14 protein-coding genes are annotated in these 11,323 nt (G+C 60.9%); all 14 read right to left on the bottom strand.

Annotated elements, in window-relative coordinates:
- Positions 1–7: 7 nt before the first annotated feature.
- Positions 8–784: a flagellar biosynthetic protein FliR gene (gene fliR / locus L3J03_01440; protein MCF6289660.1), complete on the bottom strand. Its 777-nt coding sequence runs from the start codon at positions 782–784 to the stop codon at positions 8–10.
- Positions 785–792: 8 nt separating this feature from the next.
- Positions 793–1,062 (bottom strand): flagellar biosynthesis protein FliQ, encoded by a 270-nt coding sequence (gene fliQ / locus L3J03_01435; GenBank protein ID MCF6289659.1) that lies wholly within the window; start codon positions 1,060–1,062, stop codon positions 793–795.
- Positions 1,063–1,101: 39 nt separating this feature from the next.
- Entirely contained in the window at positions 1,102–1,863 is a 762-nt protein-coding gene (gene fliP / locus L3J03_01430) for a flagellar type III secretion system pore protein FliP (protein MCF6289658.1), read from the bottom strand.
- A complete protein-coding gene (locus L3J03_01425) occupies positions 1,860–2,249 on the bottom strand; it encodes a flagellar biosynthetic protein FliO (protein MCF6289657.1) in 390 nt (129 codons plus the stop codon). Before L3J03_01425 ends, fliP begins: the two co-directional genes overlap by 4 nt.
- Positions 2,246–2,593 carry a flagellar motor switch protein FliN gene (fliN, locus tag L3J03_01420; GenBank protein ID MCF6289656.1) on the bottom strand — a complete coding sequence of 116 codons (348 nt, stop codon included), beginning with the start codon at positions 2,591–2,593 and terminating at the stop codon, positions 2,246–2,248. Before fliN ends, L3J03_01425 begins: the two co-directional genes overlap by 4 nt.
- Positions 2,580–3,581, bottom strand: coding sequence for a FliM/FliN family flagellar motor switch protein (locus L3J03_01415; protein ID MCF6289655.1), 1,002 nt, complete (start codon positions 3,579–3,581; stop codon positions 2,580–2,582). Before L3J03_01415 ends, fliN begins: the two co-directional genes overlap by 14 nt.
- A gap of 8 nt (positions 3,582–3,589) precedes the next feature.
- Complete coding sequence (locus L3J03_01410; GenBank protein ID MCF6289654.1) at positions 3,590–4,096, bottom strand: flagellar basal body-associated FliL family protein; 507 nt, start codon at positions 4,094–4,096, stop codon at positions 3,590–3,592.
- A gap of 35 nt (positions 4,097–4,131) precedes the next feature.
- Entirely contained in the window at positions 4,132–4,872 is a 741-nt protein-coding gene (locus L3J03_01405; protein ID MCF6289653.1) for a flagellar motor protein MotB, read from the bottom strand.
- A 2-nt stretch (positions 4,873–4,874) separates the two neighbouring features.
- A complete protein-coding gene (locus L3J03_01400; protein MCF6289652.1) occupies positions 4,875–5,648 on the bottom strand; it encodes a MotA/TolQ/ExbB proton channel family protein in 774 nt (257 codons plus the stop codon).
- 299 nt (positions 5,649–5,947) lie between these two features.
- On the bottom strand, positions 5,948–7,222 hold the full coding sequence (locus L3J03_01395) for a flagellar hook protein FlgE (GenBank protein ID MCF6289651.1): 1,275 nt from the start codon (positions 7,220–7,222) through the stop codon (positions 5,948–5,950).
- Positions 7,223–7,596: 374 nt separating this feature from the next.
- A complete protein-coding gene (locus L3J03_01390) occupies positions 7,597–8,262 on the bottom strand; it encodes a flagellar hook assembly protein FlgD (GenBank protein ID MCF6289650.1) in 666 nt (221 codons plus the stop codon).
- A gap of 25 nt (positions 8,263–8,287) precedes the next feature.
- Positions 8,288–9,916 (bottom strand): flagellar hook-length control protein FliK, encoded by a 1,629-nt coding sequence (locus L3J03_01385; protein ID MCF6289649.1) that lies wholly within the window; start codon positions 9,914–9,916, stop codon positions 8,288–8,290.
- Between the two features lie 201 nt (positions 9,917–10,117).
- Positions 10,118–10,648: a hypothetical protein gene (locus L3J03_01380; GenBank protein ID MCF6289648.1), complete on the bottom strand. Its 531-nt coding sequence runs from the start codon at positions 10,646–10,648 to the stop codon at positions 10,118–10,120.
- A gap of 53 nt (positions 10,649–10,701) precedes the next feature.
- Positions 10,702–11,142 carry a flagellar FliJ family protein gene (locus L3J03_01375; protein MCF6289647.1) on the bottom strand — a complete coding sequence of 147 codons (441 nt, stop codon included), beginning with the start codon at positions 11,140–11,142 and terminating at the stop codon, positions 10,702–10,704.
- Positions 11,143–11,323 lie beyond the last annotated feature (181 nt).

Here is an 11,323-nt window from a genome sequence, read left to right as displayed (position 1 = left end):
CCGCCCCCTACAGCCGGTTGAACAGTTCCAGGACCCGGCCGCCCAGGTCGACGAACTCGCGGCTGAGCAGCCCGGCGACCAGGTTGAGGGTCAGCCCCAGGAGGATGAACGCCAGGCCGATGTTGACCGGAAAGGACAACATGAAGACGTTCAACTGCGGAAAGACCCTGGACATGATCCCCATGATCAGGCTGGACAGGAGCAGCACCGCGAGAATCGGCGCGCTGAACTTGACCCCCAGGATAAACATGTCGCCGGTGAGTTCCATCAGGTATGGGACCACCTCCCGGTTGAGGAGTTCGGCGGCCGGGGGCACCAGGCGGAACGATTCCACCATGGCCCGCAGCAGCAGATGATGACCGTCCACGGCCAGGAAGATCAGGATGGCGAAGACGTTCTGGAACTGGGACATCAACGAGATCTGCCGCTGGTTCTGCGGGTCAAACACCTCGGCCACGGCAAAGCCCATCTGGTAACCGATGATCGTGCCGCCGAATTCGACCGCCGTGAAGATCAGCCTGGCAATGAAACCGACCATGACCCCCAGCATGACCTCCCGGGTCAGCAGCAGGCCCAGGGTGAACGGCTCAAAAACAAACCGCGGCAGCAGGGGATCAACCACCGGGAAGACCACCAGGGAAAAGGCAACCGCCAGGGCTGTTTTGAACCGCATCGGCGTCTGGCCGCCGCTGAAGACCGGCAGGCTTCCGACCAGGGCGCCGATCCGCGCCACGCAGATCAGAAAACGCTGAAAGGTTTCAACGGAGAGAAAGGTCGGATCCATGCCGGGTCTCAGCCGCCGACCCTGGCGATCTCTGCAAACACCTCGTTGGTAAAGGCAAGCATGATCTTGATCAGCCAGGGAGAGAACAGCAGCAGCGCCAGCAGCACCGCCACGATCTTGGGGATAAAGGTCATGGTCTGCTCGTTGATCTGGGTGGCTGCCTGAAAGATGCTCACCAGCAGGCCGATCACCAGCCCGGCCAGGAGCATGGGCGCTGCCAGCAGCAGGGTGGTCTCGATTGCCTTGCGGGCCAGATCAACCACGAATTCAGGGGTCATGGCGAAAAAACCTCCTATCTTGCCGGAAGGAGAACAAGGTCAGGCAAAGCCCCTTATCAGCGAGGCAACGGTCAGGGTCCAGCCGTCGACCAGGACGAACAGCAGCAATTTAAAGGGCAGCGAGATGATGACCGGCGGCAGCATCATCATGCCCATGGACATCAACACCGAGGCCACCACCATGTCGATCACCAGGAACGGGACAAAGATCATGAAGCCGATCTGAAAGGCACGCTTCAGTTCCGAAAGCATGAAGGCCGGGATCAGGGTCATGGTTTCGATCTCTTCCGGGGTTGCCGGCCCGGGCTGCCCGGATATGTCGACAAGCAGTCCCAGATCCTTTTCCCCGGTCTGCCTGAGCATGAAGTCCCGCATTGGCTGCACTGCCTTTTCAAGCGCATCCCCCTGGGAGATCTCCTTATTCAGAAAGGGCTGCAGGGCCGTGTCGTTGATCTGGTGCAACACCGGGGACATGACGAAAAAGGTGAGAAACAGGGCCAGGCCGATGATCACCTGGTTAGGGGGCATCTGCTGGGTCCCGATCGCCTGGCGGACAAAGGAGAGAACAATGACGACCCGGACAAAGGAGGTTGTCATCAACAGGATGGCCGGCGCCACCGAAAGCACGGTCAGGATCAGCAGAATCTGCAGCACCGGAACGGCCTGCCCGGGTCCGGCGGCCTCGCCGATGCCCAGGGTGATGGTCGGCAGGCCGGCCGCCTGAAGGCCGGCCGGGACAACCAGCCCCAGCACAACCAGCCCCGGGACAATCAGCCACTGATGGAACCGTTTGCCGTTCATGGCTGCCCCTGGCCCTGGGCCTGGGCCAGGTCAAGTTGACGGGCAAAGCCCTTGGCTGCCGCGCCCGGCTCCAGCCGGGCCAGACACTCGATCCGCTCCGGGCCGAACCCCAGCAACAGTTCCTGACCGCGGACCTCGACCAGGCACAGCCCCTTCCTGCCCCCCAGGGACCGCACCTCAACGATCCGGATCAGCCCCTGCTTGGCCCCGGGCATCATAAACAATCCCTTGCGCGACAGGGCATGGAGAAGGTAGAGCAGCCCCAGCACCACGGCCAGACCGGCCACCATTTTAAGCCCCGGGACCAGCAGCCCGGAGGGGCTCCCGGCCGCAAGGGCCGGAACCGGCGTTGCCAGGACAACAACAAAAATCAGCAGCTGTTTCATCCCAGTTTCTCGATCCGTTCGGAGGGGCTGACCACATCGGTCAACCGAATGCCGAACTTGTCATTGACCAGCACTGCTTCGCCCTTGGCGATCAGTCGCGAGTTAACGTACACGTCGAGCGGGTCCCCGGCCAGCTTGTCCAGTTCGACAACGCTGCCCTCGCGCATCTGCAGCAGATCCTTGATCATGATCCGGGTGCGGCCCACCTCCACCGAGATGTTCAGCGGGATGTCCAGCAGAAACTCGAAGTTCTTCATGCCCTGCTCACCCTCCTGCGCAACCGCTTGTTTTTTTTGTGACGGCTCGGTCACGGCCGCAACATCAGCTCCATCAGCTTGGCTCATTGTCTGCTCCATTTAAAAGGATTTCATTGATCCGCACGGCCTTGCCGCCGTTACGGACCCCGGCCACGCCGTTGAACTTGTGCCGTCCCTCGACCAGGACCCTTATCCGGGAGTTCCGGGGGGCGCTGAACTCGATGACGTCGCCGACCTGAAAGTTGATGATATCGCGCAGCCGCAGCCTGACCTCGGCGACCTGGCCGGCCACGGTTGAGTGCAACTGGCCGACCCCCTGCCGGAGACGCGCTGACCAGCCGTCGCTGCGCTGGAACGAAAGCGACAGGATGGTGTCCCGCAGACGCTCGCGCATCGGCTCCAGGGACACATGGGGAATGACCAGGGTCATGGGTCCGGAAAACTCGTCGATATCCACGGTAAAACCCGCGGCCAGGACCCCGGTGTCCGGCTCAACGATGTTGACCAGCCGCGGATTGTTCTCAACCTTGAGCAGTTTGACATGGACCGGCTCAATGGCGCTGAACGCCTTCTGCAGGTCCGGACAGCAATCGCTGATAATCGCCGACAGGATATTGGTCTCAATGGTCGTCAAGGTCCGGTTCAGGGTTGTCATCTTGCCCGCCGCGGTCCCGCCCAACTGCATCTCCAGCATCACAAAGGCCAGCCTTTCGTCAAAGATCAGCAGTCCACCGGACTTGAACGGCTCCAGGCTGAGGATGCCGATCGCCCCGTAAGGGGTCAGCTTCGCCAGGATCGGCTCAAACTCGCCGGACTCGATTTCCGCCAGTTTGATGGTCACCGACCGCTGCAGCCGGTTGGTCAGGGAGGCGGCAAAATGACGGGCAAAGGCCTCAAGGACGATATCGAGATTAGGAATCTTCCAGTGCCCGGGACCGGGCAGACGGACCAGGTCCAGCCGGGCCACGCTCCGCCCGCCGTCGTTGCCCTCCGGCCCGCTGCCGGTCTCGACCTCACCCTCCTTAACGGCCGAGAGAAGCTCGGCGATCTCTTCCTTGCTCAGGATCCGTTCCACGCTCCCCCCTATTGCACGACAAAATCGGTAAAATAAATGGTTTTCACCTTGCCGGTCTGCAGAAACCCGTTGATCCGCTCCAACAGTTCCGCCCGGAGCTGCAGCTTGCCCTGCAGGTCGCGCAGTTCGGCAAAGGTCTTGCTGCTCATCAGCAGCAGAACCGCATCGCGCACCTGGGGCTTGCGCTGCTCGACCTCCTCGGCCACGGCCGGGCTGTCCAGCTCCAGGGTGATGGCCGCCTTGAGGTAGCGGGTCTCGCGATCGTCAAGGAGGTTGACGATGATATCGTCAATGGCCAGCAGCGAACCGATGCCGGCGCTGGCCGCGGCCGCCGTGCCGGACGCCTGTTCCAGCCCGGCGGCGTCGGCTGCCGCGGCCTTGCCGCTGTTCTTCACCCCGAAAAAATAGCCGCCCGCCCCGCAACCGATCATCAACAGGAGCACCACCCCCCCGATGATGATCATTGTCCTTTTGCCACCCTTTTGCTCAACCGCTGCCTCAGCTGCCTCAGCCATGGTTATCTCCCTGTTCGATATTGAAAAAATGCGGGTTAAAAGGCCATCTGGTCCTTGACATTGATCAGGTAGGGCAGCTCATCCCGGTTGCCGCCGATACTCTCCAGAACAAAATCGACCCGCCGGTTCATCGCCCGGGCCTCGGCGCTGTCTCCTGCCGCCACCGGTCGCTGCGAACCGTAGCCCACCGCGGAAAGCCGATCCAGCGGCAACAGCCGCTTGCTGACAAAATATTTGAGAACAGAGACCGCCCGGGCCACGGAGATGTCCCAGTTGCTGACCCCCTCGGCCCGGACCGGGGTATTGTCGGCATGGCCCTCGATCCGCAGGTGAAGCGGCAGGTCCTGCACCAGCCTGGCGATGTCGGCCAGGGCCGGGTAGGCTTCGGGCCGGAGCCGCGTCTGCCCGGGCGCGAACAGCAGAGATTCGTTGACCCGCAGGACCACCGCGCCCCGGTCCTTGACCAGGGTAATCCGCGCATCGATCTTCAGCCGCTTGAACTCGGTTAACATCCGCTGGTAGAGCCGGCTGACAAAATCATCGCTGATCGGTACGAACTCCACCACCTTGGGTTTGGTGATATCGGTCATGTTGCTCCCGTTCATCACCCCGAAGGCGTTGCGCAGCGAACCGGCCGCATCCTCGAACTTCATCTTGTCCAGGCTGGCCATCGACAGCATGAGTACGAAAAAGGTCAGCAGCAGGGTCACCATATCGCTGAAGGTGACCATCCATGCCGGGGCCCCGGGGGCCGCTTTTTTGGATTTCCTGGCCATGGCTATCCTTTTTTGCCGAAGCTGCTCTCCCGCAGCCTGGGGGCGAGAAAAACATGGAGCCGCTGTTCCATCAGCCGCGGATTCTCGCCCACCAGCACACAGCGCATGCCCTCGACGATCAGGGTCTTGCGCAGAATCTCCTTCTGGGACCGGTTGCGCAGCTTGCCGGCAATCGGCATGCAGATGACGTTGGCGATGATCGCCCCGTAAAAGGTGGTCAACAGGGCCACGGCCATGGCCGGGCCAATGGTCGATGGATCGTTCATGGTCTGCAGCATCTGCACCAGGCCGATCAGGGTGCCGATCATCCCCATTGCCGGGGCATAGGTTCCCATGGCGACAAAGATATCCGCCCCATCCTCATGCCGTCCCTGGATATACTCAATCTCCCTTTCCAGCATCTGCCGGAGGTCTTCGGCCTCCAGGCCGTCGATGGCCATCTGCAGCGACTTGAGGAAAAAGGGGTCCTGGATCTCGCCGGCCACCTCCTGCAGGGCGAGTATCCCTTCCTTGCGGGCCTTGCCGGCAAAACGGACCAGTTGCGCAACCGTTTCCCGCAGGGTCGGCTCACGATGAAAAAATGCCTTCTTGCACACTGCGGCGGCCCCGAAGATATCCCGGAACGGATAATGGATAAAGGTCGAACCGATCGTGGCCCCGACCACGATGATCACCGACGGGACATTGAAAAACAGAAAAATCGAGCCGCCCGACAGAATGGCCAGGATCATCAAGGTAAATGATGCAACGATTCCCAGGAGGGTGGACAGATCCATAAATGCCTTACCTTAAAAGTGATGAACTCGTAACAACCCGAAAGGCTTCAAATGCCACCCAATAAAATCAACAAGTTACAAGACGAATCACGTCCGTCGAGCGGGTTGTTGCGAGACCGACAAAAGTAGTATCACCCCCGCAAGAGGGAGAAGATCATTCCCGGAGGGGAATAGCAAACCGTGTGCCATGCTTTCCGTAAAAAAACATCCACCTGTTTACAGCAGGTTACACCCGCGACGATAAAAAAAAGGGCCGGTCTCGAAAGACCGGCCCGAACAAGTCAAAAATTTGACCAGCCCTAACGCTTGAGATTGATCAGGTCGTTGAGCATCTCGTCGGTGGTGGTGATGATCTTCGAACTGGCCTGAAAACCGCGTTGGACCGTGATCATGTTGATGAACTCCTGGGCAATGTCCACGTTGGACTGTTCAAGGGCATTGGTAAAGATCTTGCCGATGCCGGAACCAACGGTGCCGACAATGGCGTTACCCGACTCGGTGCCGTCGGCGAACATGTTGTTCCCCTGCTTTACCAGGCCGGCCGGGTTGCTGAACCTGGCCAGGGCGAGCTGAAATAGCTTGCGGGGCTGGCCGTTTGAGTAGTTGCCCAGGACATTGCCCTGGTTGTCAATGGACAACTGGGCGATGCTGCCGGTGGTGTAGCCGTCCTGGGACTGGGAAATCACCACCGAGGCGCTGGAGTACTGGGTGGTTTTGAACGTCAGATCGAGTTGCTGGGTCTGATCGGAATTGTTGTCCCAGGTCAGCACGCCCGCCAGGGTCGACTGGGTCGGGGGATTGGCCGCGGTCATCTCACCGTTGATATCAAAAAGCAACGTACCGCTGCCCACCACCACCGGGCCGGCGGCCCCGCCCAGTTCGGCGCCATCCACGGTCGCGTTCCACTCCCATTCCAGGGGATTGGTCGCCGGGTCCATTTTGGTGAAATAGGTCTGCAGCAGGTGCGCATTGCCCAGGGAATCGTAGATATTGAGGGAGTTGGCGTAGTTGCTGGTATTGCTCGGATCCAGGACATCGAACGGCCCCAGGTAGGGCGCACCGGAATCGAGATTAGTCGCCAGCGCGATGTTTTCGGTCTCCTTGGGCGCGCTCAGGGACATGGTGTCCACCTGGATATCGGTCAAGGCGCCGGAGATATTGCCGAGGCTGTTCAGCGCATAGCCCTGGACGTGCAGCCCTTCCGGGTTGGTCAGATAGCCGTCGGCGTTAAAGCGAAAGGCCCCGGCCCGGGTATAAAGAGTACCGCCGGTGATCGGTTCCTTGACCATGAAGAAGCCATCGCCCTCAATGGCCAGGTCAGTATTCTGCTCGGTATTTTCCAGGGTTCCCTGGCTGAAGATGTTGTCAATGCAGGAAAAGCCGACCCCGCGGCCCACCTGGCTGGTGCCGCCGGAACCGGACACCGAACTGGAGAGCAGGTCGGAAAAGAGCATCCGCCCGGTCTTGAAGCCGATGGTGTTGTTGTTGGCGATGTTGTTGCCGATCACGCTCATGGCGTTGGCATTAATGGCAAGGCCGCTGACACCACTGTAGAGAGAAGATAGAATGCCCATGATTGTCCTCCGTTAATTTTGATGAACTCGTAACAACCCGAAAGGCTTCAAATGCCACCCAATAAAATCAACAAGTTACAAGACGAATCACCTCCGTCGAGCGGGTTGTTGCGAGACCGACAATTTTGATGAACTCGTAAAAAGCTCAACTTTTTCAAATGCCACTGTGCGAAACCAACCGGTTACAAGTGGTACCGGCACCATTTCATCAATCGTAACTGATCACTGGGTGTATAACTCTGTGATATTATTACCCCCAAACCTGTAAGTGACCACAGGTGCCGCAGATTTGCGCAAGCGTGACCGGCCGCTATAGTCCGCCTATGCGGGCAGGAGCGATCGTGCGAAGATGGGGTGCCTGTGATCACTTACCATCAATCCGTCACGCTTACGACCTCCGCCAGGCCGAACTCGCCGGCACTGGTCGCCAGGATACTGCCCTGGCTGTCCAGATCCACACCAGCCACCACCCCCCGGATCCGGGTTGGAACAGCGGTGGCCGATTCCCTGTCGACCCGCTCCACCTGCAGCCGGTAATCCCCGGGCGGCAGGGAGCGCCCGGCCAGTCCGTCTCCGTCCCAGGAGGAATAATGGCGGCCCGGGCCGGTCTGGTCCTGCGGCAGGACCGCCACCACCTGGCCGCTGGAGTCCAGGATCCGCGCCCTGACCGCTGCCGCCGGGGCGTCAAGGGTATACCCGAACTCGACCGGGGTGTCGCGGTAATGAAAATCCGCCCCAGCGACCTCGACCCGGCGGCCGATCAGCCCCACGGCCGACAACCGGCCCAGTTCCTGATTATCCCGGCTGGCCTGGACCATCCGGGAGAGACTCTCGTTGGCGCTGAACAACTGCTCAAGGGAACTGAACTGGGCCAACTGCGCGGTAAACTCCGTCGGGTCAAGGGGTTTTAGCGGGTCCTGGTTCTGTAACTGGGCCACCAGGAGTTGCAGGAACTGATCCTTGCCCAGAATCGAACCACTGGCAATGGTTCCGTTACTCGAAGCGCCGGCAGGCGCGATATCAGCTACACTGACCACCATCAGCTTTTACCTCCTTCTTGAATTTCTATATTCGCAGGCTGAAGCCTGACACGCCTGACCAGCCGGTGGCAACCGGGAACGGTTCAACCGGCCGATCCGGTTCGGCCCTGTTGGCCGCGGCAACGGCCGGGGCAACACCGGGCCGGGAATAATAGGATGGCCCCTGATCGGGCCTGGAACCGGTATCAGCGTCACGGCGGGCATCGCCGCCGACCTGGAGATCATGTATCTTCAGCCCCTGCTGCTCAAAGGCCTCGCGCAACCGGGGCAGGTGCCTTTCCAGGACATCCTGGACCTGCTGGTTCCGGGAATAGAGATGCGCCTGCAGGCCGTCCTTGTCAGCGACCAGTTCAATACGGACCTCGCCGAGTTCCCTGGGATGAAGGGTCAGGACCAGGCTGGTACCCTGGTTTGAACGGGAAAAGATCACCCGGTTCACCAGTTGGTCAATGATTCGGCGGTCAGGACCGGTCAGGCCATGGTTCGGATGCAACGGCGGATGGGCCGGGCCTGGGCCGGGCCTGGGCCCGTTGCCGGACAAGGCCGCGGCTGCCGGCAAAACAGTGGTCAACTCCCGGCCCGCGGGGCCCGGCGGCTCTTCCCCGGCAGGCCGTGGAGCCTGCTCGAACGGGCCGGCCGGCCGCGATTCCAGCCCGGCAACAGTGGGGACCGGGGTGGGCGGGGTTCCCAGCCGCCGGGCCGGAGAATCGCCGGCAGCCTGAAAAACAGCGGCGTCAATCTGGTTCCGCTGGCCTGGGGCCGGGCCATGGCCGGACGGAACATTGCCAGGGACAAGGGCCGGCCGCGCACCGTCCGCCGGCTGTACGCCGGACAACAATGTTACCCCGGCGCTGCTGCCGGCAACAGTGGGGGGAGGAAACGGCCCGGCCAGATGCCCGGTACCGGCTGGCAACGGTTGCAAGGGAAACCCGCTTCGCGCCGGCCGCCCGGATTGCGGCCGATTGAGACTCCCGGCAACCGCTGACGCGGGATAATCATTTTCCATAACCCGCCGGGCCACCTCCAAAGCGGAAAGCGAGTCATGTCCGGATGTCAAAATATTGTCTTTACCGGATTCGCCGGCCAGACCCGCGGCAAACGGTGAGGAATGTCTTTCGCCCTGGCTGTTCAAGGCCGCGGGCGTCATCGCCCCATTGAAATCCCTGGAAAACAACAGCGGGATGGCGGCCCCGGCGATGCGCGACTGCAGAGGCCGGGTGATGTCGTTGGTGACTGGCCGGGACCGGTCATGCCCCGCTGCCGGACCGGGCAACACCGTTGCGGCAGCAACAGGACCAGGATTCGGAGCAGTCTCAACCAATGGCCGGGACCGGTCATCCCCCGCTGCCGGACCGGGCAACACCGCCGCGGCAACAGAACCAGGATTCGGAGCAGTCTCAGCCAATGGCCGGGACCGGTCATGTCCCTCTGCCGGACCGGGCAACACAGTTGCGGCAGCAACAGAACCGGAAACCGGAGCAATCTCCCGGCCGGCCGCGATCAAACCCGGGGCCAGGGGACCAGCCGGATCGAATTCGACCGGGCCGCGGTCATCGGAAGAAGACTCCGGGCAACCCGGGCCAAGTCCATCTGCTTCAAGCAGTGCCGGCCCGGCCGGGCCGGTGGGCCGGACCCCGGCTTCCGTTGCCAGCATTACGGCGAAATCAACTCCCGGCTTCTCCGCAACAACCGATCCAGCATCTTTGGCCGGCGAGTTCAGGGATGGGCCAGGCATTACGGACAGCACGGGGATATACCCTCCTTTCATATCTGTTGTAAGCGGCCACCAGGATTGCAGGCCTTATTGCCCAATGACCGGTTGCCACCTGTCTGCCGGGCCACCCGGACAATCCTTTCACTGTTTTTCCAGCGAGGAGTACGCCACTGAAAGGGTGGTTGCGATCTTGACCGGCATACTGTCCAGAATCTTTGCTCCCGACTTGGGAGCCATGCCCGCCAGGATAGCGACCGCCAGGTCCTGCTCCAGGCCGGTCAGCAGATTGGCGGCCTGGGCCGGCGCCATCTTGGCGTACATCTTGCTGAGACCCTTGATCCGCCTGGCTTCAACAGCGTTCTTTACCGCCAGGAGCTGTTGCACCGATTCCCGGAGCTTCTTTAATTCGTTTAGTTTCTTCTCGACCTCACCGGCCAGAGTCTTTAGCTCAATTTCACGCAGGTCAAGTTGTTGGAGCCGTTGTTGATATTCGGCCTGCAGGCGGGCCTGTTCCCGGCCCATGTCATAAAGCAGCCGCCGCTCTTCCACCGACTCCGGCACTGCGGCCGCCGGAGTTTCCCGGGCAGCGACCGCCACGGAATGAATCAGAGCAGGGAGGAGCAGAAGCGCTCCGAACAGCATGGCAGTGGTCGCGGGAAATCTTAAACGCATCACATCACCTCGTAACCATTCATTTATTCATCCGGGGACTCAACCCTGGAACTTCACCGCCCGCTGTTATGGAATTGCCGGATGGCGATCTCGTCCAGGATGTTGTTTTCCTTGCGGAGCAATTCCCGGCGGAACTGCCGGTCCTTTTTTTCCTTAAATTTTTCCAGCAGGCGTTTATCCATGCTGGCCGCGATCAGCAGGTCCCGGCGCGAGTCAATATCCCGGCGGACCAGTCCCCGGCGTTCCTGCAGTGCAGCCAGATGTTCGGCCTGGCGGCCGAGGTGCTCCTGATGGAGGATCAACTCCTGGGAGGTCAAGCCGGCCCGCTTTAACCGCTCGAATTCCTGGTCACAGGCAGCCAGACGCCTCCGGGCCGCGTCAACTTCCAACAGGATCTCTTGTTCCAGCTGCTGGGCCGCGGCCAGTTCCTGCCGGGCCATGGTCTCCAGGGTACGCCGGTGGGTCAGCACCTTTTCGAGGCGGAATCTCTCCATATCTGTTTCTTGTGAGGTCAAGGGGTAAGGGAATGTTTAGTTGTTGGTTATTGGGTAAGGTTTCGGTAACCCCCGTACGTTTGAGGTTGGACCGGGAAAGGGGTTTTCTTATACCGAACGGTGTAGCGGACCCTGAGCCGCGGCCGTGACGGCAAAAGCGGAATTTGAAACAACTTCGGCA

This window comes from Desulfobacterales bacterium (assembly GCA_021647905.1).
GTDB lineage: Bacteria > Desulfobacterota > Desulfobulbia > Desulfobulbales > BM004 > JAKITW01.
The sequence above is the reverse complement of the archived record's forward strand: the minus strand, read 5'-3'. Positions and strand labels throughout refer to the sequence as shown.

Excerpts from the sequence above, each read along its gene's own strand:
- fliR (MCF6289660.1), bottom strand. The coding sequence starts at position 784 with ATGGATCCGACCTTTCTCTCCGTTGAAACCTTTCAGCGTTTTCTGATC.
- L3J03_01385 (MCF6289649.1), bottom strand. The coding sequence starts at position 9,916 with ATGCTGGCAACGGAAGCCGGGGTCCGGCCCACCGGCCCGGCCGGGCCG.
- L3J03_01405 (MCF6289653.1), bottom strand. The coding sequence starts at position 4,872 with ATGGCCAGGAAATCCAAAAAAGCGGCCCCCGGGGCCCCGGCATGGATG.
- fliQ (MCF6289659.1), bottom strand. The coding sequence starts at position 1,062 with ATGACCCCTGAATTCGTGGTTGATCTGGCCCGCAAGGCAATCGAGACC.
- L3J03_01400 (MCF6289652.1), bottom strand. The coding sequence starts at position 5,648 with ATGGATCTGTCCACCCTCCTGGGAATCGTTGCATCATTTACCTTGATG.
- L3J03_01410 (MCF6289654.1), bottom strand. The coding sequence starts at position 4,096 with ATGGCTGAGGCAGCTGAGGCAGCGGTTGAGCAAAAGGGTGGCAAAAGG.
- L3J03_01425 (MCF6289657.1), bottom strand. The coding sequence starts at position 2,249 with ATGAAACAGCTGCTGATTTTTGTTGTTGTCCTGGCAACGCCGGTTCCG.
- L3J03_01375 (MCF6289647.1), bottom strand. The coding sequence starts at position 11,142 with ATGGAGAGATTCCGCCTCGAAAAGGTGCTGACCCACCGGCGTACCCTG.
- L3J03_01380 (MCF6289648.1), bottom strand. The coding sequence starts at position 10,648 with ATGCGTTTAAGATTTCCCGCGACCACTGCCATGCTGTTCGGAGCGCTT.
- fliP (MCF6289658.1), bottom strand. The coding sequence starts at position 1,863 with ATGAACGGCAAACGGTTCCATCAGTGGCTGATTGTCCCGGGGCTGGTT.
- L3J03_01390 (MCF6289650.1), bottom strand. The coding sequence starts at position 8,262 with ATGGTGGTCAGTGTAGCTGATATCGCGCCTGCCGGCGCTTCGAGTAAC.
- fliN (MCF6289656.1), bottom strand. The coding sequence starts at position 2,593 with ATGAGCCAAGCTGATGGAGCTGATGTTGCGGCCGTGACCGAGCCGTCA.
- L3J03_01395 (MCF6289651.1), bottom strand. The coding sequence starts at position 7,222 with ATGGGCATTCTATCTTCTCTCTACAGTGGTGTCAGCGGCCTTGCCATT.